Origin of the sequence: Sinanaerobacter chloroacetimidivorans (genome assembly GCF_018128545.1) — a bacterium.
In the GTDB taxonomy this organism is placed as follows: domain Bacteria; phylum Bacillota; class Clostridia; order Peptostreptococcales; family Anaerovoracaceae; genus Sinanaerobacter; species Sinanaerobacter chloroacetimidivorans.
Genome location: NZ_JAGSND010000007.1, coordinates 24,230 through 47,771 on the forward strand (window position 1 = coordinate 24,230; position 23,542 = coordinate 47,771).

Sequence of the window (23,542 nt, forward strand, 5' to 3'; positions counted from 1 at the left end):
ATACTATCCTCCCAATTTGTTTACTTCAATTTTATCATGATTTCTGAACAGTTTCCCATAAAAGATGATCATTCCAATGATAACCCCAATATAAATTGTAAATAGTCTCCAGGTAAAAGTTAAAGAAACAATGTCGCTGTGATTTACATAACCCGAAAATAAAAACGTAAACGCCGCTTCTGCCACACCTGACGCGCCCGGAGTAGGCGCAAAATACATTACTGCCGTTATCACGATTTGTGAAGAAAGATTTCTATTGCAGATGCGGAAGGGTTCAGATCCCGGATCAGCAATACTGGGAACAGAAATAGGGTAAAAAGGAACAGCAATGTAAACCCAATTGAGAGAAATACGTATTTTCTGTTGCCATGGAGGTACATCTGTAAATGCTCGGAAAAGCCTTTTATTTCGACGGCTAATTTATCAAGCTTTTTCGAGGTCCTGTTGTTTGCCGACTCTTTCCTGTTAAAAAATGATATCAATTTTTGAATGGTAAGGATGATTGATTCAGGCTTTTTTATAAGCTTATAAATGAAAATAATCCCAAATGCAGCCAACACCAGCACTACACCCATATAAACCAGAACATTTCTGTTTGGAAACAACCGTTCAATATTCCGATCAAAAATTAATATGATCGGCGCTAAAACCATAAAGAAAATTAAAGGAAGTGCCGTTCTTATAGAAGAACCTGCTGTTGCAGCTCCTATCGGTACTCTCGCTTTATTTAAAAAATAAATTTGTGCGAAGCCTCCGCCGGTTGCAGCCGGTGTGATATTGGACACAAAAATATTGATAAAAGCCAGACTGATGATAAATTTAAACGGTACGTTCACATTAATCGCTTTCAAAGTATAGTAAAACCTTAAGGTATCTGCGATGAAATAGATCGGCAACAATATTGCAATCTGCACAAATAGTTCTTTTGAGAAAATGCCTAAAGATAAAAAGGATGATTTATCACTTGCGATGTGGTATACCGCAATCAACGACAGATACGACATCGCTATAAATATTACCAAAAATATTAAGTATTTAATTTTTATACTAATTGATTTCATACAGAACCTGCCTTTTTTTCTTAAGTAACGCTACTTTTGCGCTTAAAACTATTCTCGGCCATCATGAAACAAATATACTAAATCTGCCATAAAAAGTATCGGTTTTCATTTATTTTTCATTTATTTTTAATCTGTTTTTTATTGTTTATTGAGTGTATGGTGGGTAAGATAAAAATGCCTAAAAATATATTAAAGTTAAATTTATATAACCTTAAAAATGTTTAATCAAACAAATATCACAAAATTAGGAAGCTGCAAATTTTATGAAGATTTTAAAGAAGATAATAGAAAACCAGTTGATTCGATATATTTTTTTCGGGGTTTGTACCACTGCGGTTAATGTGGTACTGTTTTACTTGCTGCGGGAAGTCCTCGTACTTCCTTTATTTCTGTCCAATTTTATTTCCATCAGCATAGCGATCTTATTCGCCTTTGTAGTAAACAAAGTGATGGTTTTTGAGTCTAAAAGCAAAAGCAGCAAGCACATATCAAAAGAATTCTTCTTGTTTTTAAGTATGCGTTTAATTTCAATGGCTGTTGAAATTTTTGGAGTATGGTTTGCAGTTGAAGTTCTGCTGTTTTCAGATATCTACGGTAAATTAATGATGCAGGTGATAGTGATCGTATTCAACTTCATCTTCAGTAAATATATAGTGTTTAAAAAGGGAAGTGTTTCAAATTAGCCGGTTCAAGGATAAAGGTCAGGCAATCCTAACCTTTTTTATAATATTAACAATAGGAATTTATATAGCCAGAAATGGATTTCTCGGATCCAATACGGACTGGATAAGCCAGCATACCGTTTTCCCGGACTATTTCAGGACATTGTTTTATGAAACCGGAGACCTGTTTCCGAACTACTCAGCAAACTTAGGGGCAGGGCAGAACCTTTACAATTTTTCTTATTATGGATTTTTGAGTCCGGTGGTTCTGTTGTCCTATCTGTTTCCGTTTGTAAAAATGCCAAATTATATCATGGCAACCAGCCTCATCAGTCTTGCGACGGCCTGTCTGCTGTTTTACAAGTGGCTTAAATCAAAAGGGTTCTCAGAATTTATCAATATTTCGGTAAGCATGATTTTTCTGCTTGCTTCACCGATGCTCTATCAAACGTACAAGCAGATCATATTTATAAACTACATGCCTTTTTTATGTATGGCCCTCATTGGTGTTGACCGGTATGCCACCACAAAGAAAAAAGATTTGCTGATCATCAGCGTGTTCCTTATGATTATGAGCAGCTTTTACTTCAGTGTCAGCGGGTTGCTTGCACTATGTTTATATTGGCTTTCGGTCTATCTGACGGGAAATGAGAAACTCAAAATCAGAGACTTGTTAAGGAACGGAGCATGGTTTACTGTCCCTATTTTGGTGGCAGTCCTGATGGCAGGGATCCTGCTGATCCCAACCTTCGCCTCGCTCCTTGAAAGCCACAGAGATGGCCAGATGGCAGTAACCCTTTCTGCCATACTGATACCGCAGTTTAGACTTTTGAGATATGCTTACTCCCCATATGGGATCGGTTTGCCCTCCATCGTAATCACCGGCTTGATTGCGGGACTGTTTTACAAAAAAAGAAATGAGCAGATTCTTGCAGTTGGAATGTTCTTAATCACCGTATTGCCAATTTTTCTGTTTTTGTTAAACGGCGGACTCTATGTCGAAGACAAAGCGCTGATACCTTTTTTACCGATAGTTTGTTATTTGATTGCAATACTTTTTCAAAAGCTCGAATCAAAGGACAGACTGTTTAGTAAGAGAATATTTTTAGCCTTTCTGGGTACGGTCATTTTAACTATATTTAGTATAGAACAGACAATATATTGGATCGTAGTATTTGCAGACGCACTGATAATGCTTTTACTGTATTTCATATACCGAAAACATCCTTCAATCAAGCTTTTTATCATTCCAGTGATCGTCATGTTACTGATTACCAATTTTGTGATTCAGAATCCAGGGAAGCTGGTTAGCGGGAATATCTACCGGGAAATTTTCAATCCAGATATCAAAGTGGCGTTAAAGGAAGTGAACCGTGAGGACCCGGCGTATTATCGTTTGGATTCCCTGCTAAACAAGGACGCTAATCTTAACCGGATCTATACTGGAAGTCAATACCTGACATCCTTTTATTCCTCCTCCTATCAAAAGGATTACTTTGACTTCCGAAGCGAGGTCTTTCAGTTGGAGCGACCATACCGCAACTACCTGATGCAGCCTGCTTCCCAGAATCCGTTATTTCTGACCTTCATGGGAGTGAAATATGTCCGCTCAAATTACGCGCCTGTTGACTATGAATTGTTCAAGGAAAAGGGAAACATAAAAATCTACCGCAACGAAAATGTTTTCCCGCTAGGTTATGTAACAAATGATTTGATTCCGGAGAAACTTCTATATAAATATGAATTCCCTTACAGACAGGAACTGCTTCTGCACAATGCCGCAGTCGACGAAAATTCTCCTGATGCGAAAATTTCCACCGGGATGTCACACTTCAAATCGGAAATTAAGCCGTCAGAGGTAATTTTTCCGCAAGTAAAGGGAAGCAATTGCTCACTCACATCCAAAGGCAAAATTTATCGGGTAAAAGCTGAAGAAGAAACAAATCAAACCATCCGTCTGCAGCAGCCCGCACCGGAAGACGAAATACTCTTTCTGGAAATGAACGTGAAAAACCTGTCTCCGCTTCAGGATATCAGCATGAAAATACAGAATGAGCAGAACAGGTTAAGCGCGGAAGACCATGTATACTACAACAAAAATACGGTCTTCCACTACGCAGTCTCCGTTAAGAAAAGAGAAACTGCGTTGCCGGTGACATTCAGTACAGGTGAATATGAGTTTTCAAACGTTCGAAGCTATACCTTGAGTGCCATCGCCTTAAACATCAGAAAGGACAGCCCGTTTGTGGTTTCGTCGATCGGTACGAAGGGCGACGTCATCTCAGGATCGGTAAACGCGGCAGAAGACGGTTGGTTTATAACCACGATTCCTTATGATAAGAATTTTGAGGTTGCCGTAGACGGAAAGGCTGTTTCATTTGAGAAAGTAAATACGGCCTTCGTCGGATTTCCGATTACAAAAGGCGCCCATCGGATCGTATTTCACTATGTCTCCCCGGGGTTTTCTGACGGTGCGATTGCCAGTATTATAGGATTTTTGATCTTCGGTTTTGCCGTTTACACGGACCAGAAAAAGAATACTGACCGAAGAGACCGGAAAACAGGGATTTCCGGTATATCAGTGACGAGGTAAATACCATGGAAAATAAAAAATTATCAATTATAGTATCAGTATATAACGAACAGGAGGTCTTGCGGCACTTCCACAGCGAAATGACAAAGGTATTGGATGGAATGAACGTGGATCATGAATTAATCTATGTAAACGATGGAAGCAGTGATTTCAGCCAGAGTATCCTGGCAGATCTCGCAAAAGACCAACCTACGGTGAAGGTTATTAATTTCTCACGGAATTTTGGCCATGAAGCTGCGATGGTTGCAGGAATCGATAATTCTACAGGTGATTTTGTTGTCTGTATTGATGCAGATCTTGAAAAGCCGCCTGCAGAAGTCATCCGAATGTACCAGGCCTATCTGGATGGCAACGAAGTTGTCAATATGGTGTACAGCAACAATAAAATACGGGGGGCAGTAAGGCAGTATATGACAAAACTGTATTATAAATTTCTCAATAAAATTTCACGAATACAATTTGTCGAAAGCTCATCAGATTTTTTTGGCATTTCACGGACCGTGGCAGATATTCTCAAAGAGAGTTACAGAGAGCGCAAAAGATACATCAGAGGGTTTATCCAAAGTATGGGTTTTCGGTCTATATCGCTGGAATACATTCCAAATGAACGATACGCTGGAACAAGTAAATACAATTTTAAGGCTTTATTGAATCTTGCCATCGTTGCTATTACAAATTTTTCAGACAAGCCGCTTCGGCTGGGATTTTATCTGGCTGCTTTCTGTTTCTTTTTGGCTGGCATTGCTGGAATGATTACGATAAAAGATCTGATTATCGGAAATGGTGCCATGATACTTGATTTCGCCATGCTGATGTTTTTATTTATATTTTCACTCATGTTTTTCTTCTTAGGTATTCTGGGCATTTACCTGGGTGATATCCAACAGGAGTGTAAAGGAAATCCAATTTACCATATTAAAGACACATATAATTTTTAAGCATCCGGGAGCCAAATAAAAATTTATCTTTTGTTTATTTGCATCTTCTATAAATTTTATTTTTAGATTTTATACTAATTTATAGAAATGGTAGAGATGATTGTGGAGGATCGATGAATAAGAAGTCATTCGTGAGAGGCGCAGCGATATTAGGAATTGCCGGTATTCTGGTTCAGGTTATGGGAGCGATTTTTAGAATACCACTTGCCAATATCATAGGAGATCAGGGGATGGGCTACTATCAGACCGTCTATCCCATCTACGTGTTGCTTCTGATTTTCTCGACGAACGGAGCTCCGACAGCAATTTCAAAGATGGTATCAGAGCGGCTCGCACTTGGGAAGCTGAAGGAGGCCCATCGAGTCTTTAGATTGTCGTTCATTCTGATGCTCGTGATCGGAGTATTGGCGTTTTTGGTCTTCTTTTACGGCGCGAAGCAGATTGTTACTGCTCTTGGCAATCCCGGCGCATATTACGCGATGATTGCGATATCTCCGGCCTTGCTGTTTGTCCCACTGATGTCCGTTTACAGGGGATATTTTCAAGGGCATCAGTCAATGGGACCTACCGCCGTATCCCAGCTGACGGAGCAAGCTATCCGGGTAGTCGCAGGGCTGACCTTCGCAGTCCTTCTTCTTGACAAAGGGCTGACTTATGCCGCGGCGGGAGCGACGATCGGAACCAGTGTCGGCCCGATTGCCGGCGTGATCATTCTGATTATAATATATTACCGCCGCAGAGAAGGGTTGCACGAGAAGCTGCGAAGCAGTCGGCATGAACCGATGGAAAGCGCGGGCAGCATTCTCGCTAAACTTGCATCGGTTGCAGTACCGGTCACGGTTGGCGTATCGATTATGCCCATCATGAACCTTGTGGATGTCACGATCATCATGAGACGACTTCAGTATGCTGGATTTACTCACCAGCAGGCGAATGCGCTGTACGGTCAGCTTTCTGGGATGGCCGGACCTGTGATCAATATCCCGATGGCTATGGCCTTGAGTGTTGCATTAAGCCTGGTTCCGGCGATCGCGGCTGCGAACAGTGTAAAGGATCAAGATTTTTTAGATACTAATATAAGGCTTGGCTTCAGGACTGCTATGATCATCGGGATTCCGTGTACATTCGGTTTAATGTCCCTGGCGGGACCGATCATGCAGCTCTTCTATCCGATGCAGGCTGACAGTGCAGCGAACGCGGCTCCTTGTCTTTTCATACTGTCCACGGGTATCATTTTCCTCTCCCTCGCACAAACCATGGTGGGGATACTGCAGGGACTCGGAAGGCCGTATGTTGCTGTGGTGTCTCTCGGAACCGGAGTTCTGGTAAATGCCGTTCTCACCTATGTGCTGACCGGAATCCGAGCCTTGAACGTTCAGGGAGCGGCAATCGCAACCGTCGCAGGATTGATCGTTGTGGGTATCATGAATTTTGGACTTGTGAAAGCGACTACCGGGACGAAGTATGATCTGAAGCTGTCTGTAGTGAGACCGCTCATATCCGGAATCGTGATGACGGTTTTTGTACTGGTCGTCTATTATTCCCTTAAGCCGGTTATCGGCAACAGCTTGGCAACGGCATTATCCATCCTGGTCGGAGGAGGCGTTTATGTGATCATGTTGCTCAAGACAAAATCAATCGCCGCAAACGAAATAAAACTCCTTCCAAAAGGTGAAAATTTGATCGGGCTGCTGCAGAAGATGAAACTGATTTAACAATGCTAACTAAGGATGACGGAACATGAACAACGTAATTGATTTTTTATTGAATATGGATCAGTACCTTAATACAATAGCGGGAAGCTATGGCTATCTCATCTATGCCATATTATTCGCTGTGGTTTTTTGTGAGACCGGTCTTGTGGTTACTCCATTTCTACCAGGTGACTCGATCATCTTTACCTGCGGTGCTTTAGCTGCAATTGGACAGGTCAATATTTTTCTCGTGTTGGCCGTTTTTGCCGCGGCTTCGATTTTAGGAGATACGGTAAATTATATTTTGGGAAAACGCTATGGGACAATGTTGGTGACCAAAATCGGTGGCCGGTTTATCAAAGAAAGGCATATGGAGGAAGCGAGTTTGTTTTATGCCAGATATGGCGGAGCAGCGATATTCCTGGGACGCTTTGTGCCGATCATTCGAACCTTTGTCCCGTTTGTCGCAGGGATAAGTAAAATGAGATATCAAAAATTTGTATTTTATAATATTTTCGGGGGACTTGTCTGGGTAGCTTTGTTTTCGCTGACCGGATTCTATTTCGGAAATATGCCGTTTATTAAAAGCAACTTCAGTATCGTCATTCTAGCAATTATTTTTATCTCTGTACTGCCGATACTCATTAAATATATAACCAGTAAAAAGGAGAGGAAATCATGAGTGTTTTCCAAGCAATCGTATATGGTATTGTCCAAGGCATAACTGAATTTTTGCCGATTTCCAGCACAGCGCATTTGAAGTTGATGCCCTGGATTTTCGGCTGGCCCGATCCCGGAAACGTCTTTGATGTGGCGCTTCATTTCGGGACGGCAATCGCTGTTATAACATTTTTCTTCAAGGATTGGATCAGGCTTGTTACGGCCGGCTTAACTAAGCCTAAGACAGAAGAAGGGAGGCTGTTCTGGAATCTGGTGCTTGCCACGATACCCGGAGCGCTTGCCGGTGTTGTTCTGGACAAGTATATGAGCGTCTTTTCCAACCCGCTTTTGGTCGGCATCCTCCTTATCATAATGGGTATTATTCTGTATCTGTGCGACAAGGCAGGAAAGAGCGACATTCATCTGGAAAAAATCGGATTGAATCGCAGCCTGCTCGTTGGAATTGCGCAGGTGCTCGCAATTATTCCGGGTGTTTCACGGTCCGGAATTACGATGTCGGTCGGCCGTGCAGCAGGCATCGATCGTGAAAGCATCGCAAAGTTTACATTTCTGCTGTCAACCCCCATCATACTTGGCGACGCGCTGTATCATGCAAAGGATCTATCTGGTGTGAACATTGACGCGTTGCCTTTTGCAGCTGCTGTTTTGACCGCTGCTGTCGTCGGGCTCCTCAGTATTCGATTTCTGCTTAATTATCTTCGAACAAAGAGTTTCTTCATCTTTACGGTATACCGCTTTATGTTCGGCTTGCTTGTAATTGCGTTGTCCCTTATTCGTTAATACAATTCCGTACGGCTGAGGCTACACTAATAAGTAGGGGGAGGCTGAAAAATTGTTAATCAGAAAAAGAATAATCATTTCAAATATTGTTATGATCGTAATCCCGGTTGTGCTGATCGTTGTCGCATCCGGTCTTCTGTATCTGTCTTATATGCATCTTTATGATCTGCCACATGATCTGATGGAGGACGGTGGCGACAAATCAGTCTGGGCACAGCACTCGGTTGAAGAATATCTGAACCGCCTTCAGTATTCACAGGAAAATTCGGATTATGATAAACGGGATCTGTCTGATATTCTGGAGCACCTGAAGGACGGGGGATTTTATTGCGAAATTACTCAGAATGGTAAAGTAATCGCATCAAATTATTCGAATGAAATTAAACTGCAAGCTGATGAAATAAGCACCGGGACGACTCTGCCCAACCCGGTTGTCATTCAGACGGGTTCCCGTTTACTGATCCGTGACAGTATAACCAAAAACCAGAATACGATTGCGGTCACCGCGTTTGATCCGGAGTACAAAATCAGCCGGGTAGACTGGCTCAAACAGATGGCGGTCGTCGGCGCATATGTCCTGATCCTCTTTATTCTGTCTATTATTATAATCGCATTAACGAATGCGATCGTCTCCGTGAGGCTTTCAAAAAAAATAACAGGACCTCTGGATCTGCTGAATTATGGAGCCGAACAAATAAAAAACGGCAATCTTGATTTTGAAATTAACTATAATGGCAAAGACGAATTCGGGCAGGCAATATCCAACTTTGATGAGATGAGGCGAAGGCTCCATCAGTCGATTCAATCGCAGCTGAAATACGAAGAAGACCGCAAGGAAATCGTTGCCGGGATATCCCATGACTTGAGAACGCCGTTGACCGCAATTAAAGGATATGTGAAAGGACTGATAGACGGTGTCGCTAATACTCCTGAAAAACAGGAGCAGTACCATGGCATTATCTATAGCAAGGCGTGTGAGATGGATGTGCTGGTAGACAACCTGTTCCTGTTTTCAAAGCTTGATACGGGGCATCTGCCTTTCTATTTCGACGAGGTGGATTGTAAAGAATACATGGATAAGCAGATTGATCGTTTTAAGGATGATTATGAAACGAAGGGATTAAAAATATCCTATTGCAATAACTGTCCTTCGGGTGTTCCGCTTAAAATTGATTATGATCAAATGAACCGCGTATTTATCAATATTTTGGACAACAGTGCAAAATATAAGCCCGCAACTGTTTGCAATGTTAATTTCGAGGTGAATTCTAATGAATATGAAGTGATGATCGAAATCAGTGATGACGGGGACGGTGTTCCCGAAGAAATCATTCCGAATCTGTTCAAAAGCTTCTACCGCGGGGACTCGTCAAGAACCAATTCAAAAGGAAGCAGCGGACTGGGCCTTTCGATTGCGGACCGGATCATCAAAGCCCATAACGGAACGATCAGAGCGGAAAATAAAAAGGGGTTTAAAGTCATAATAAATTTGCCGATTTCAAAGGGGGAAAAAGAATGAAGCGCATTTTAATTATTGAAGATGATAACATTATCGCTGAACTGGAAAGAGACTATCTTGAGATCGACGGTTATGAAGTCGAAATCGCTGCAGAGGGGGATGCAGGGCTTTACCTTGCCTGCAATAACGATTACGATCTGATTCTGCTTGACTTAATGCTGCCGAAAGTCGACGGGTTTGAGCTGTGCAGGGAAATCAGAAAAGAGAAAGAGATTCCGATCCTTATGGTATCGGCCAAAAAAGAATCCATCGATAAAATCAGAGGGCTTGGACTGGGTGCTGACGACTTTATTGTGAAACCGTTTGATCCTGCAGAACTTGTTGCAAGAGTGAATTCCCATATATCCCGGTATGAAAGGCTTATTTCTGCTGACAGACCGATGCCAAAGCAGCAGGAAATCATAATCGGAAAATTAAAGATCCAGCCGGAAGCCTGGCGCGTTTTTCTTGACGATGAGGAAATTAAGCTTACGAATAAAGAATTTGAGCTTCTTCTCTTTTTAGCAACCAACCCCAACATCGTGTTTACGAAAGAACGCTTATTTGATCGCATATGGGGGATGGATGCGATGGGCGATATGGCTACCGTTATTGTCCATATTAACCGGCTGCGGGAGAAGATCGAGAAGGACAGCAGCAAACCCAGCTATATCGAGACCGTATGGGGCGCCGGATATAGATTTAAAGTTTAAGAATTAATTTATCTTTTTTTTATCCCGACGTTATTGGGATGTTATTCACTTCAACTATGATAAAGAAGGCTGTTAACAGACTATCAAAAGAAAGGAGTATGCAATGAATAAAAAGAGATTAAAAACAATCGCAGCTACGGCTGTAGCGGGCTGTTTGCTTCTGACGATGAGCGTTACGGCATTTGCAGCTTCAGGCTCGGGGTATGAGAGTTATAAGAATGCGGTGGAATCCACGATTCTAGCACAAAATGCAACTGTCGATGCGCAATTTGAGGTAAAAGACAACGGATCAGTCATTCTGTCAGGAAACAGCAACGTAAAACTTGACAACGAGAACAGTTCTTCAAAAACAACCCTTACGGCAGATGGAGTGACAAAAACCTTTGCAACGAGCAAGGATGAGTCAACTGGCGCTTTTATAAGAAGCGTAGATGACCAGTATTACGTAATGCAGAAGGACAATGAAAAACAGAATGCCGACCAGAAAGAAAATGACAAACTCACTGCGTCAAGCAGCACAGTGAAGCTCGCCGAAATGCTAGCCGACACATTAGCCGGCGATGTTAAAAATCAGTTCGTAAAGAACGGGCAGACCGTTAGCCTGAATCTTGAGGGCTCGCAAATTCCAGAACTCGCAAAGCTTGCGGTTTCTGCAGCAGCTGAAAACAACGGACGGATTGAGAAAGAGCATAATGGAGACAGTGCGGATCAAGCATCCCTCAAGACATTGATGGATCGGATACCAAAACTCAGTAACACCGATGTAAAATCGGTTTCAATGACCGCAACCGTCGACGGCAACTTGCTCAAGAATAATGTGGCAACCGTTGTAATTACCGGTACCGATGCAAGCGGAAGTACCCATGAACTGTCGATAATGATCAAGGGCGATATTTCAAATGTTGGAAACACCAAAATCGATACGATCGACACGACAGGAAAAAACGTCACAACAATCAGTCGGAATGAACATCACGAAGACTGAGAAGTAAAAAAGTTTTAGAAGGTGGTTTCGGCCACCTTCTATTATCAGGAGGGATACAGTCATGGTTTTAAAAATAGATAATGTCACCAAGATATATCGGAATGGACGGGGGATCAAAGATGTTTCATTTGAGGTAAATGAAGGTGATATTTATGGACTGCTCGGGCCGAACGGTTCCGGGAAAACCACTACCATGAAAATTATTACGGGCCTGTCGAGAGCCGACAAGGGCGATGTTCAGATACTCGGAAAGGCTGTGAAAGACGGCGGAGAAAATTCCATGGAGCAGGTGGGCTGCCTGATCGAAGCCCCTGCTGTTTTTGAATATTTAAGCGCTAGGAGAAATCTTGAAATAGCGGCTGCATATTACCCTAATATCAAAGCACCGAGAATAGAAGATATTTTAAAGCAAACCGGGCTGCTCGATTATCAGAACGATAAGGTCAGGGAGTTCTCTTTAGGGATGAAGCAGAGGCTGGGGCTGGGGCTGGCCTTATTGTCAAACCCGAAGCTGGTCATATTGGATGAACCGGCAAACGGCCTGGACATTGAAGGAATGGTCGACATTCGTGAAATAATACTGAAGCAGGCTAAAAATAACGGCATAACATTTCTGATTTCGAGCCATTTGGCGCATGAACTGGAAATGATCTGTAACAAGATCGCTGTCATGAAAGATGGAAGTCTTCTGGCAACAGCCACGATGGAAGAAGCAATGACACAAGGCGGAAATCTTGAAAACTTCTTTTTGCAAACGATTAGAAGCGAAAAGGAGGTGGCACAGTGAATATGATCTATGCTGGAGTCAGAAACGAGTTTGTAAAACTGCTGTATTTAAAAAAATATAAGGCGTTGCTTGTTCTGCTCAGTCTTTTCTGCATCGGCACCGGTTTGGCAGGGCATTTAGCGAAGGGTTTCATTGGACTGTCACTTTCGAATACACCGCTTGCCGTTTTACCCGTAATAACAGGATTTCTACTTCCGCTTATCATTTCTTTAGCGGCGGCTGATTTGTTTACGGCAGAGCAGGAAAATGGTTCGGTCAAGGCTATAATTACAAGACCTGTAAGCCGAATCAATATCTATACGTCTAAAATATTGACGATCGTGTTGTACGTTATGCTGGCGCTGTTGTTGTGTCTGATAATTAGTTCTGCTTGGAGCGTGCTGGTCAACGGCACCAGCTTAATGTCGGTCATAGAAGCGGTCATATCGTATACTGTATCGATCATTCCTATGCTTCCATACGTGCTATTTGCAGTCATGATATCGCAGCTGTGCAGGAACAGCTCCAGCACCGTTATGCTCTCGGTATTCGGATATATTGCCATCACAGGTGTGGGTATTTTGATGTCAGGCATTTCACCGATTGTCTTTACCTCATATACCGGCTGGTACAAACTGTTTATCGGAGCGGCTATGCCGATCACACACATTTTAAGCGCAACATCGTTACTTGCTGCATATACATTGATTTTCTATGCGGCCGGCGCTTGGGCTTTCGAGAAAAAAGAGTATTAAAAAGAATTGAAATGAAAGAATAAAATTATATGAACATAGCGGAACAAAACAAATCACAAATTATCCTGAGTAAAGTGCCGGAAGTAACTGTTTTCTTCTGGATCATCAAAGTTTTATGTACGACGGTCGGAGAAACCTTTTCTGATTTCATAAATGTAAACCTTGGATTGGGCTTGATCCTTACTACCGTTATTATGGGGATCGCATTTTTCGCGGTATTGTATCTCCAGTTCAGATCGAACAAGTATGTCCCCGGAACTTACTGGCTCACAGTCGTGCTGATTAGCGTATTCGGAACGCTAGTGACTGATAACCTGACTGACGGTCTCGGTGTGCCTCTTGAGTACAGTACAATCGTTTTCAGCGCGTTGCTGGGACTTACGTTCCTCCTTTGGTATTTCAGTGAAAAGACGCTCTCGATTCACTCGATTTTCACAAGAAAAAGAGAAGCCTTCTATTGGCTGACGATTCTCTTCACCTTCGCCCTCGGGACAGCGGTCGGCGACTTGTATTCCGAAGAGCTCGGTCTTGGGTATCTCCGTACGGGTATCATCGTTGCCGCTATCATTGGTTTAGTATATCTGGCGCATAAATTCCTGAAGCTAGATTCTGTATTAGCATTCTGGGTTGCATACATTTTTACACGGCCGCTTGGAGCATCCCTTGGAGATTATCTGTCACAGTCACCTAAATATGGGGGATTGGGCTTAGGAGCTACCATTACCAGCGTTATCTTCCTTGCGGCCATACTCGCGATTGTTGTATATCTTGCCGTTACAAAATGTGATACCGTATCAAATGCAGACTCAGCGGTATTGAAGCACACGAAATTGAGCCATAAGGTCGTATTAGCGCAGACCGTTGCAGTATTGGTTATTTTTCTGTCTGTGGGAGTAGGTGATTATGTATGGTGCAGCAACAGTATTGCGCAGGAAGCTGCCTCGGCCACATTACAAGGTCAATTGACAGATTTCATTAACATAGAAACTGATATGCTCAACTCAGTTAACTCAAACGACTTTGCATCAGCGAAAACCGGAGCAGATGATCTGGAACATGGCTGGGACAATTCAGCGGCGCAATTAAAAAGTATCGATAAAACGACTTGGACGAAAATTGACGGAACCCTTGACGAGGTATTGTTGGCAGTCCGATCACAAAATCCGGATGCCAGCAAATGCAAATCGGTATTAAATAATTCACTTGTAGTTTTAACTGAAGCAAATAAATAGCGGAAAATTTGCCAAAGCGCCGGATTTCAAATCTGGTGCTTTTTTTGGCAGTCGGTCAGATCATCACTATTCAGCTGTGTCTGTAAAACCGCTTTTTCTGTTAAAGCATTCCCAAGTAACTTAAACATTACTGCCAGCTGATTAATCTCATCTTTATCGTTTGAATAAGCAGCGATCAACATTGCAATTCTGTAAGCGCGATTATTCACTTCATCTAGGTTCATAAGAACACCTCTTTTATGTAATTTCCTAATATAATATGAGATTTAATGAAAATAGTTCCGATATTAAAGGAATGCCATAATTCAGTTAAACGTCATATAATACTGTGGGCGGTGGTTAATGTGGATTTGGCAAAGGTAAGTCCTTTTAAGCTTGTAATTATCGGAATGTTGCTAACATTTGTAATTTCTGATGACAAGGATATCGATGAGTTAAATGTTTACGGAAATTTTATTGTGGCTGTAGGAAGTCTGTTATTGACTGTGGCGGCACACAAAGAATTAATAAAAACAAGAGATGAGGAAAAAACAAAAAATATAGTTATCGGCTAGAATTTATTTTAAGCTAAGCATACATAGAGCTCCAGATAATATCGGTGCTCTATTTCTGTGTTCTTTAAAAACTGTTACTTTACTGATTCAAAGTTATAGCATCGTTTAACGTGTTATTAACATCATAAGCCTGTATCTTTAAAGTGTTTTTGTTAACAGTAACCGCAACGAACATCTGTGTGTAAGGCTGTAAATCAACGGCCTGCCAGGAACGCAATTTCCCCGGATAGAACTTCACTCCGCCGGAGTTTGCAGTGATATAGACGGTTCCGTTTCCGGCAGTTGCTTTTGCCTTATTATACATAGGATATGTTCTGACATAATTATGGTCATGACCTTGAAGAACCAGATCAATTCCAGCTTCATCAAAATATGGTGTCAGAGCATCCCTCACTTCGGCGGAGTCATAAGTCGCGCCATAAGGTCCTCTGTGCAACGCAACGATTTTCCACGGCTTGTCTGATCTTTGCATATCCGCTTTCAGCCAGTTGCCTTCCTTTTTCAGATTGTCGCTGCTGCATTCGGTATTTAATATGGCAATATGTGCATAGCCATAATCGAAGGAATATACCGTACCTGCGGGAGCACCGGTACCCATGGCGGCAGGAAGATCGAAGCTGTCAATATAATTTTTCTCATCAGGGTTTGTCCCGTTCCGGTTAATCGCTTCATGATTACCAACGGCTGGTTCGATCGGAAGATTCATCAATTCGGATTTAACAGCCCCGGTGAAAAGATCCCATTGCGCTATTTCCTCCCCGTTGTCAACCATATCTCCCGTATGCAGCAAAAACCTTGCATCCGGAAATGCTTTCAGAGCAATGTCCAAAGTATGTTCCCAAACAGCGTAATCCTTGCTGTTGGCGCCCTGCGTGTCTGTGATTTGCACAAACGTGAACTGATTTGGTTTTTTCTCAGCAGTTTTGAACGTTCCCTGTGTACTGATTAAATCTGTACCGTTTCCCACCCGGTACACATATACGGTCCCCGGCTTAAGATTTTTCAATGATGCCTTATGAATTGTCCTAGTGCCTGCGCCTTTACTGGATTCGTAGCTTTTCGCAGTGGAAATCAGGATATTCTCCCCGGTAAAGCTTTTAAATTCGTTTTTTGGACAGTATTCAATAAACCCAGTATTCATTTCCGAAGATGTTTCCCAGGTGAAATTCCGCTCTGTTTGCGGATCTTCGCCAAAATTATTCACGACACTGATCGATGTGCTTTGCGAAGCTGTTGATATTGGGAATTTTGTGGTGGCGGGAAGTATATCAATGCTGACAGTCGCAGCAGATATTAAAAGTATTATTAGGAGAAAACCCGTCAATCTTCTCAGCTTTTTCATTTTGCCAACCTCTCTAAACTTCTAATCTAAAAATGATATACCGAAACCCAATGCTTGTAAATCTTATCGGCGCGACTTTATTTATCTTTTTTATTTATTCCCCGTAATCTGAGAAAATTTTCAGATTGAGTTTATTGGAATCTCAGATTTCACCTTTATTATCATTATTGTAAAGAACAGTCAAGGAAAAAGAAATTTAGAATACAAACTTTGAAATGAGGTGTGAAAATGCTGGTAACAGAAAACCTAGGGAAAAAATACGATGACTTTACAGCAGTAGAGAACTTATCTTTAGAGGTGAAGGAGGGCTCGATATTTGGATTCCTCGGACACAACGGGGCAGGAAAGACAACGACGATATCGATGCTCACGACACTGATCCTCCCTACATCGGGAAAAGCATATATCGGCGGCTGCGATGTAGTTAAGGACAACCTTAAAGTCAGAAATATGCTTGGATATCTTCCTGAGAACGTCTCCTTGTACGGGGATTTGACTGCCGTAGAAAATCTCAGATTTTTCGGCAGACTATCAGGGATCAGGGATATCGAGCCAAGAATCGAAGAGATACTGGAACTGCTTGATTTTACAGAGTGGAAAAACAAGAAGATCAAAACCTATTCTAAAGGAATGAGGCAGAGGATCGGTATCGCTCAGGCGATCCTGCATAAACCGAAAATCCTTTTCCTGGATGAGCCGACTTCCGGACTTGATCCACAGGGAACAAAGGCAATGAGAGATATTCTTTCAAAACTCAATACAGAATGGGGAACCACGATTTTCATGAACACACACCTGCTGTCAGAGGTGACAAAGCTTTGCACGGATATCGGCATTATAAGCAACGGCAGGCTTCTGGCAGCAGACTCACTGAAGAACATTGAGAAGGAATTCCCGGGTGAGAAATCCCTTGAGGAAATCTACTTTAAGATAGAGGGGGCGAAAAAATGAACGGCGTTCTGACACTGGCAGGCAAGGAAGTGAAAGCAGCTTTCAGAGACAATATATTCCTGATCATAACAGGTCTGTTTGTGGCGTTGTCTGTGATTTCGGTATATATCGGATCAAGCACGAAGAATGCAGAAATGCAGGCATATCAGGATATCGTGCAGTTGCTGAAGTCCCAGGGTGCCGCAAGCTTCCCGGCGCCGCCGGAGATTTTCCCCTTATCCGTATTGAGCAATATCATCAGCTATGTCAGCATGATCGGCGCAGTAGTAGCGATCTTCCTTGGATTTGAAACCTTCAGCGGCGAAAGAGCCAACGGAATGCTGAAGCTGATCGCGGTCAGACCGGTATTTAGAGACCAAATTGTGACTGGGAAGCTTATTGGAGGCGGGGCCGTGATCGGATTACTGCTCGGCATCATTCTGATCTTCAATATCGCCCTGTTTGCCGCAATATCCGGAGTGATCCCCAATGGCAGCGAGATGGCAAGGCTGCTGGTATTTTTCATCATTGCCTTTACGTATCTGATGCTCTTTTATATTGCAACTGTTTATGTATCGATCAAAACGAATGACAGCGCATTTGGATTCCTGTTGATGATGATCATATGGATCACGATATCCTTTGTGCTGCCGCAGCTCGCTGACAGCCAGAGAAGCTTTGCTTATGCGCTCAGCGCGACAGCTCAGACTGTGACACAAGTTCCTTCGGATACCGTAGTATCAAAAACGATCGAATTCTTTTCGCCCGCGGCGCAATTTCAAAACATCGGGAAAGATCTGCTTCAGGTCGTGCCGGATACGGCAAATGCAGGGCTCGTGAGTATCCTGCAGAAACAGATCGGTGCGGTCGCTGAGATCCTGGTGCCGGGGTTGATCCTGCTGCTGTTGTCATTCAAAGCAGCGCAAAAGGAGGAAGTCATATGAAAAGATTTAAAAAAATACTTCTGGTTCTAAACATGACAGTCATACTTCTTGCTACGTCGATGTCTTTCGTGTTTGCCGCAGAACCCGGCAATACGACTCTTTCCTCGGGATGTACGCTTTCTCCGGGTAAAACCACATCGGTACCGCTTTTCATTCAGAATAATGATTCGGGAACGCATAGCTATAATGTGACGGCCGGGGGAATGACGAATAACTATGAGCTGTATTTTGCCTCCGGAGGAGCTCCCGCCAAAGCGATAGAGGTCCAGCCGGGAACGAACGCTGAAATTGATTTGAATATCAGTATGAAGGGGACTCCTTCTGCTGATACGGATCAACTCACGGTTACAACAATCAGGGATGACGGTAAAGAAAGTTCTGTGAATCTGACCGTCGCGGTCAACAAGGATTACGCACTTTCCATAAGCAATATGCTGAATAAAATTGATACGCTCAGCGGCAAATCGACAGAAGTAACTTTTTCAGTAACAAATAACGGTACAAAAGAATTAAGTTCTGTGAAGTTGGAGCCGGAGCTTCCATACAAATGGATCGCCGGGCAGAGTTCAGACACGGGTATCAATTTAAAGCCTGGTGAAACCGGAACGCTGAAGATGAATATCGATGTCCCAAGTTCGCAGACTGCAGGTAATTTTACGGCAAAGTTTGCTGCAACGAGCAATGAAACCAAAAGCGATCAGATCAGTATCCCGGTCACGGTCAAAACCAGCTCCAATATCGCATATTGGATGATCGGCGCACTGCTTGTGATTGCAGTATTTACTGCAGTTCAGTTTAAAAGACACGGAAGGAGGTAATGGAAAATGATGATTGAAATCGCAAAAAAAGAAATCAAGGATATTTTCAGAAACAAGCTTTTCTTAGCTATATTGGTGATGCTGCTCGTCCTGACAATTGTCTCGATCGTGCTCGGCTCCTATCAGGTAAAAATTTCAGTGGACAATTACAACAACTCGATCAGCTTCCTGAAATCTCTCGGAAAAGCAGAGCTGCCGCCGGCGCCGAATCTGAATCCGATCTCGGCGTCAAAGGGATTTGTTAACTATATCGGAATGGTAGGCGCGTTGATGGCGATCGTACTGGGCAATACGGCAATTTCAAAAGAACACAGGAATGGAACCTTAAGACTGATTTTAACAAGAAGCGTTTTCAGGGATACCTTTATGAATGGAAAGCTGCTCGGGAATTTGATCGTTCTGGCAGGGATAACAGTTGTGACCGGAGCGATAACCTTTGTTTCTTTGGCGGCCATCAGCGGTGTTACACTTTCGTCAAATGATGTTGTCCGGCTTCTGCTGTTCTTCCTGATGTCGTTTCTCTACATGGCCTTTTTCATGGTTTTAAGCATGGGAGTTGCCACAATCTCATCGAAAGGAAGTCGCGCATTGCTTATCACTGTGATCGTATGGCTGGTTCTGTCCTTCGTATTCCCGCAGATCGGAGACACCATGGATATGGATAACCAGATCCCGGGCGGTTTCTTCAGCTCAATGGGAATGACCAGAGATCAGGAACATCAGGTGCTCCAGCAATTCAAATTCTATGAAACTGTGAGAAACGGAATTGAGGAAATATCACCGACAAAGCATTATGAACGAATCAGCTTTGCTCTGCTGAATGTCAAGCCCGGATTTGAGGCAAATACACCGTGGGAAGTAGTCGGGCTGAAGTGGATCGATTTTCTGGGATTGATTATTCCAAGCGTGGGCCTATGGCTGTTATCCTATATTGCTTTTTTAAAGCGTGAAAATATATATCAAACAAACTAATAAAAATGGAGGAAAACACAATGAAAAATTTAAAAACAAACATAACCGTGAAGACCGTGGTAACGGTACTTCTGATCCTATCCGTTATGAGTCTCGGCCTAGTGGGATGCGGTTCCGGCTCAAATCAAACGGCAGATTCCGGATCAAACACAAACAGTACCCAGCCTGCAGTGACGAATAATACAGGCGGCGGCTCAACGGATACAGACGGGGACGGCATACCGAACGATGTCGAGAAAACATACGGCACGAATCCTTATATCGCAGATACGGATGGTGACGGGGTAAACGATAAGGTTGATAAAGATCCGGTAAATACAGAGAATCTGATCAAGGAAACAAGCACTGCTCCGCTCGAGGTAACGATCAAGGATGCAAGGGTGGAGGACAACGCCACAGCCGATCATCTCGAAATCACGATGACAAACACAGGCAAGACAGACTTGGCAAACTTTGATATCTACTATACAATAACGGATAAGGCCAACAATACGCAGGAATCCTATTACCAGACGCTGGGAGGATTAACACTTGCAGCCGGTGAGACAAAGACCATTCACTTCGATAACCAGGTGTCGGAAGCGGGGCATTACTACGGAAATATGAACGGCCTTTACGGGACGTCCTCAAATGGATTGACCTTTGACATCCAGCTTCATGCCGCAGGCTTCAAGCCGATGGGATTCACGGTAGAAAAGTCGAAGGGAACCGCTGAAGTGGCGGATTAAAACAATTGAATTTTATATCAGCGGGTATAAGATATAAGTGATTAGATCATTACTGGAGTTGAAACTGGGAATTAGAGCGTGCATGCTCTAATTCCCTTACCAAGGAGTTGATGAATTTGAGGAACAAAGATATCTTGATCATTGAAGACGATAAAGCAATCGTAAGGATTCTGGAGCTGGAGTTCAAGCATGAAGGCTATACGTATGACGTTGCGCTGGACGGCAAGGACGGGCTGGATAAATTTCAAAGCGGCCAATACGGAGTGATTTTGCTTGACTTGATGCTGCCGGAAATCAGTGGTCTGGAGGTTTGCAGAAAAATACGCAAAGTATCAAATGTTCCGATCATTATGCTGACAGCCAGAAGAGATATTACCGATAAGGTGATCGGATTGGACCTTGGTGCGGATGATTATGTAACAAAGCCGTTTGAAATGGAGGAGCTGTTGGCAAGGATCAGAGCCGGTATCAGAAGGGGAAACGCCAGGACTGATGAAATGAAGCTCCTGGAGCTGGCGGACCTGAGCCTGAATGTCAAGACCAGAGAGGTGATCAAGCATGGGGATCCGATCGATCTTACAAAGACGGAATATGATCTTCTGGAATACTTATTTACCAATAAGGGGCGTGTTTTAACGCGAGATCAGATCCTTGAACATGTTTGGGGCTATGATTTTGTCGGGGACGACAACGTACTGGATGTATATATCCGATATTTAAGAAACAAAATCGATTACCCCTATGATGTGAAACTGATCCATACGGTCAGGGGTGTTGGCTATACAATGAAGGAGCAAACGGAAAGATGAAACAGTTTAAATTGAGTAAGATCTCACATAGGCTGACGATGATTTATGCGCTGCTTTTTTTTGTTGCGATCGCCCTTGTGAATGCCGCAACACTGATCAGTATCAATTATTATATCAACCAAACATCAGAAGAGCAGCTTGGGCTTGTAAATCAAGCGATCATTAATGAAGTAAAAACCCTGGAGAATATTCCAAATATCGATATAAAAAACATTTCAAAGATGATCAATAATGTGGATATCAATCTGATATACCATGACAGGGTGATCTATAACTCCGGCGAAAAATATGATCTGCCGCTCAATCCAGACAATAAAACTGTGGTTTCCAAATCAGGCGAAACCAAAATCATGTATTTGAACGACACTTTTACCTTGCAGGACGGAGAAAAAGTCGGCGTCCAGATCATAAAGGATATGGACAATGAACAAAACTATCTCCATGCGCTTTCCGGCATTATGCTTATGATTGATGCAGTAAGTTTGATTCTTTCAATAATAGTAGGATATATCGTCAGCAGAAACGCATTAAGCCCAATCGATAAGATAACAAATCAGGCAAAAAAGATCGGTGCGAGCAATCTTGGCACAAGAATCGAGATCAACGGCCCGGACGACGAACTAAAGCGTCTTTCTGATACCTTTAACGAATTCATTTCCAGAATCCAAATTGCTTATGATAAGCAAAACCGATTTACATTGGATGCTTCTCATGAACTGGCCACTCCACTGGCCGTCATCAAAGGATACATTGACATCCTTGACCGGTGGGGCAAGGACGACAAGGCCGTTCTGGCGGAGGGCATAGAATCAGTGAAAGTTGAATTGTCAAATATGACCAGCCTGCTGGATACGCTGCTTTTTCTCTCCAAATGTGATAATGAGATCTACCATTTGGAAAAAGCCAGATTTTCGCTAAATGACTTGGTCGATGAGATAGTGAAAGAAACTGGATTTGTTGATGAAAAGCATTCTATTTTTGTTACGGGGGACAATGACAGAGAAGTAAAAATAGAAGGTGATCGCCGCCTGATTAAACAAATGATCAGAGCTATTGTGGACAACAGTATCAAATACTCTTCCGACAATGGAATAATTGACATCGATTACAGGATAACTGGAAGGAATGCAGCTATTTCTGTTTCAGATAACGGTATTGGAATCCCTGAAGCGGATCTTCCTCATATATTTGACCGCTTCTACAGGGCGGACAAAGCGAGATCTCGATCAATAGGAGGCGCCGGCCTCGGACTGTCTATCGTAAAATGGATCGTTGATGTTCATCAGGGAACGATACACGCGGAAAGTAAGCCGGGCGATGGAACTAAAATTGTCATAGAACTGCCTGTTGGATCAGATAATCATCTCTCATGATTTTTTCAGTCAATTCTCAGATTCATTTTATTTTAATCTCATCTTCGGTATTTATGATGTAAATATAGGAGGTAGATCAAGCTAAACAGCAAAGAGAATTATATGAATCAACCAAAAGGTAGTAAAAAGGAGATGAAAAAATGAACAAAAAAGTTATAACATTAGTATTGGTAGGCGTAATGGCTCTCGGGGGCACGGTCGTTGCCTATGCGACTACAAATAATGCGGTAAGTACAGCGCCGAATTCTTCGCCCCAGGCAGTATCGGAAGACCAATCAAAAGATCAAGAGGATCAGAACAAAGAATCAAATGATGATCAGGAACTGACAGCTGCAAACACAAAGACGGCGATCACAGAGGATCAGGCAAAACAGACAGCATTGGCTTCGATCAAGGACGGAACAGTTCAATCGATTCAGCTGGAAGATGAAGACGGCGTCGTCGTGTACGGCGTTGAAATTAAATCCGGAAACTCAACTTATGATGTAAAAGTCGATGCCAATACCTGCTCTATCGTGAAATCCGAACAGGATAATGAAAACGGCGAGAAAGGCAAAATAGAGAAAGAATCCCAGGATAATGACAATGTAGAGCACGAAAATGACAGTGAAGATCCTGCCGGATATGAAGACTGAATAAATAAAAATTCCTTCTATAAACAGCAATGCTCTCACTAAAAAAGAGAGCATTGTTTATTATAGTAAAATAAGTGGT

The 23,542-nt window shown here is 42.7% G+C and carries 25 protein-coding genes; 21 read left to right on the top strand and 4 right to left on the bottom strand.

Annotated features, from left to right (window positions below; genetic code table 11):
• Positions 1 to 3: 3 nt before the first annotated feature.
• Entirely contained in the window at positions 4 to 234 is a 231-nt protein-coding gene (locus tag KCX82_RS22970; RefSeq protein ID WP_319633349.1) for a lysylphosphatidylglycerol synthase domain-containing protein, read from the bottom strand.
• A complete protein-coding gene (locus KCX82_RS11335; protein ID WP_264373260.1) occupies positions 231 to 1,004 on the bottom strand; it encodes a lysylphosphatidylglycerol synthase transmembrane domain-containing protein in 774 nt (257 codons plus the stop codon). The genes KCX82_RS22970 and KCX82_RS11335 overlap by 4 nt, the downstream gene beginning before the upstream one ends.
• A gap of 320 nt (positions 1,005 to 1,324) precedes the next feature.
• Here KCX82_RS11335 and KCX82_RS11340 point away from each other — a divergent pair, with 320 nt between their 5' ends.
• From KCX82_RS11340 to KCX82_RS11395, 12 genes are all read left to right on the top strand, one after another.
• On the top strand, positions 1,325 to 1,744 hold the full coding sequence (locus KCX82_RS11340) for a GtrA family protein (RefSeq protein WP_227018584.1): 420 nt from the start codon (positions 1,325 to 1,327) through the stop codon (positions 1,742 to 1,744).
• The gene (locus KCX82_RS11345) at positions 1,731 to 4,316 is read left to right on the top strand and encodes a YfhO family protein (protein ID WP_227018585.1); all 2,586 of its coding nucleotides are present in this window, start codon (positions 1,731 to 1,733) and stop codon (positions 4,314 to 4,316) included. The genes KCX82_RS11340 and KCX82_RS11345 overlap by 14 nt, the downstream gene beginning before the upstream one ends.
• Positions 4,317 to 4,321: 5 nt before the next feature.
• Positions 4,322 to 5,254, top strand: a complete 933-nt coding sequence (locus tag KCX82_RS11350; protein ID WP_227018586.1) for a glycosyltransferase family 2 protein — start codon at positions 4,322 to 4,324, stop codon at positions 5,252 to 5,254.
• A 113-nt stretch (positions 5,255 to 5,367) separates the two neighbouring features.
• Positions 5,368 to 6,969, top strand: a complete 1,602-nt coding sequence (locus KCX82_RS11355; RefSeq protein ID WP_227018587.1) for a putative polysaccharide biosynthesis protein — start codon at positions 5,368 to 5,370, stop codon at positions 6,967 to 6,969.
• A gap of 25 nt (positions 6,970 to 6,994) precedes the next feature.
• Positions 6,995 to 7,630, top strand: coding sequence for a VTT domain-containing protein (locus tag KCX82_RS11360; protein ID WP_227018588.1), 636 nt, complete (start codon positions 6,995 to 6,997; stop codon positions 7,628 to 7,630).
• Complete coding sequence (locus KCX82_RS11365) at positions 7,627 to 8,409, top strand: undecaprenyl-diphosphate phosphatase (RefSeq protein ID WP_227018589.1); 783 nt, start codon at positions 7,627 to 7,629, stop codon at positions 8,407 to 8,409. The genes KCX82_RS11360 and KCX82_RS11365 overlap by 4 nt, the downstream gene beginning before the upstream one ends.
• Positions 8,410 to 8,461: 52 nt before the next feature.
• Positions 8,462 to 9,928, top strand: a complete 1,467-nt coding sequence (locus tag KCX82_RS11370; protein WP_227018590.1) for a sensor histidine kinase — start codon at positions 8,462 to 8,464, stop codon at positions 9,926 to 9,928.
• On the top strand, positions 9,925 to 10,620 hold the full coding sequence (locus tag KCX82_RS11375; RefSeq protein ID WP_227018591.1) for a response regulator transcription factor: 696 nt from the start codon (positions 9,925 to 9,927) through the stop codon (positions 10,618 to 10,620). Before KCX82_RS11370 ends, KCX82_RS11375 begins: the two co-directional genes overlap by 4 nt.
• 103 nt (positions 10,621 to 10,723) lie before the next feature.
• A complete protein-coding gene (locus KCX82_RS11380) occupies positions 10,724 to 11,605 on the top strand; it encodes a hypothetical protein (protein ID WP_227018592.1) in 882 nt (293 codons plus the stop codon).
• Positions 11,606 to 11,666: 61 nt separating this feature from the next.
• Positions 11,667 to 12,392, top strand: a complete 726-nt coding sequence (locus KCX82_RS11385; RefSeq protein ID WP_227018593.1) for an ABC transporter ATP-binding protein — start codon at positions 11,667 to 11,669, stop codon at positions 12,390 to 12,392.
• Between the two features lie 2 nt (positions 12,393 to 12,394).
• Entirely contained in the window at positions 12,395 to 13,126 is a 732-nt protein-coding gene (locus KCX82_RS11390; RefSeq protein ID WP_227018786.1) for an ABC transporter permease, read from the top strand.
• 29 nt (positions 13,127 to 13,155) lie between these two features.
• Positions 13,156 to 14,358 carry a COG4705 family protein gene (locus tag KCX82_RS11395; protein ID WP_227018594.1) on the top strand — a complete coding sequence of 401 codons (1,203 nt, stop codon included), beginning with the start codon at positions 13,156 to 13,158 and terminating at the stop codon, positions 14,356 to 14,358.
• Between the two features lie 26 nt (positions 14,359 to 14,384).
• On the opposite strand, the gene KCX82_RS11400 is transcribed toward KCX82_RS11395, so the two are convergent.
• A complete protein-coding gene (locus tag KCX82_RS11400; protein WP_227018595.1) occupies positions 14,385 to 14,582 on the bottom strand; it encodes a hypothetical protein in 198 nt (65 codons plus the stop codon).
• 120 nt (positions 14,583 to 14,702) lie between these two features.
• Here KCX82_RS11400 and KCX82_RS11405 point away from each other — a divergent pair, with 120 nt between their 5' ends.
• The gene (locus tag KCX82_RS11405) at positions 14,703 to 14,912 is read left to right on the top strand and encodes a hypothetical protein (protein WP_227018596.1); all 210 of its coding nucleotides are present in this window, start codon (positions 14,703 to 14,705) and stop codon (positions 14,910 to 14,912) included.
• A 79-nt stretch (positions 14,913 to 14,991) separates the two neighbouring features.
• Here the strand turns inward: KCX82_RS11405 and KCX82_RS11410 are convergent, their stop codons facing one another.
• A complete protein-coding gene (locus tag KCX82_RS11410) occupies positions 14,992 to 16,254 on the bottom strand; it encodes a purple acid phosphatase family protein (RefSeq protein WP_227018597.1) in 1,263 nt (420 codons plus the stop codon).
• 228 nt (positions 16,255 to 16,482) lie between these two features.
• Here KCX82_RS11410 and KCX82_RS11415 point away from each other — a divergent pair, with 228 nt between their 5' ends.
• The 8 genes from KCX82_RS11415 to KCX82_RS11450 all read left to right on the top strand — a co-directional run bounded on the left by KCX82_RS11415 (position 16,483) and on the right by KCX82_RS11450 (position 23,463).
• Positions 16,483 to 17,205: an ABC transporter ATP-binding protein gene (locus tag KCX82_RS11415; RefSeq protein ID WP_227018598.1), complete on the top strand. Its 723-nt coding sequence runs from the start codon at positions 16,483 to 16,485 to the stop codon at positions 17,203 to 17,205.
• On the top strand, positions 17,202 to 18,128 hold the full coding sequence (locus KCX82_RS11420) for an ABC transporter permease (RefSeq protein ID WP_227018599.1): 927 nt from the start codon (positions 17,202 to 17,204) through the stop codon (positions 18,126 to 18,128). The genes KCX82_RS11415 and KCX82_RS11420 overlap by 4 nt, the downstream gene beginning before the upstream one ends.
• On the top strand, positions 18,125 to 18,946 hold the full coding sequence (locus KCX82_RS11425; protein ID WP_227018600.1) for a COG1470 family protein: 822 nt from the start codon (positions 18,125 to 18,127) through the stop codon (positions 18,944 to 18,946). The genes KCX82_RS11420 and KCX82_RS11425 overlap by 4 nt, the downstream gene beginning before the upstream one ends.
• A 6-nt stretch (positions 18,947 to 18,952) precedes the next feature.
• Positions 18,953 to 19,918 carry an ABC transporter permease gene (locus tag KCX82_RS11430; protein WP_227018601.1) on the top strand — a complete coding sequence of 322 codons (966 nt, stop codon included), beginning with the start codon at positions 18,953 to 18,955 and terminating at the stop codon, positions 19,916 to 19,918.
• Positions 19,919 to 19,938: 20 nt separating this feature from the next.
• Positions 19,939 to 20,646 (top strand): thrombospondin type 3 repeat-containing protein, encoded by a 708-nt coding sequence (locus tag KCX82_RS11435; protein ID WP_227018602.1) that lies wholly within the window; start codon positions 19,939 to 19,941, stop codon positions 20,644 to 20,646.
• A 116-nt stretch (positions 20,647 to 20,762) separates the two neighbouring features.
• Entirely contained in the window at positions 20,763 to 21,455 is a 693-nt protein-coding gene (locus tag KCX82_RS11440; RefSeq protein WP_465250652.1) for a response regulator transcription factor, read from the top strand.
• Positions 21,452 to 22,828 carry a sensor histidine kinase gene (locus tag KCX82_RS11445; RefSeq protein WP_227018604.1) on the top strand — a complete coding sequence of 459 codons (1,377 nt, stop codon included), beginning with the start codon at positions 21,452 to 21,454 and terminating at the stop codon, positions 22,826 to 22,828. The genes KCX82_RS11440 and KCX82_RS11445 overlap by 4 nt, the downstream gene beginning before the upstream one ends.
• A 140-nt stretch (positions 22,829 to 22,968) precedes the next feature.
• Entirely contained in the window at positions 22,969 to 23,463 is a 495-nt protein-coding gene (locus KCX82_RS11450; protein WP_227018605.1) for a PepSY domain-containing protein, read from the top strand.
• Positions 23,464 to 23,542: the final 79 nt, after the last annotated feature.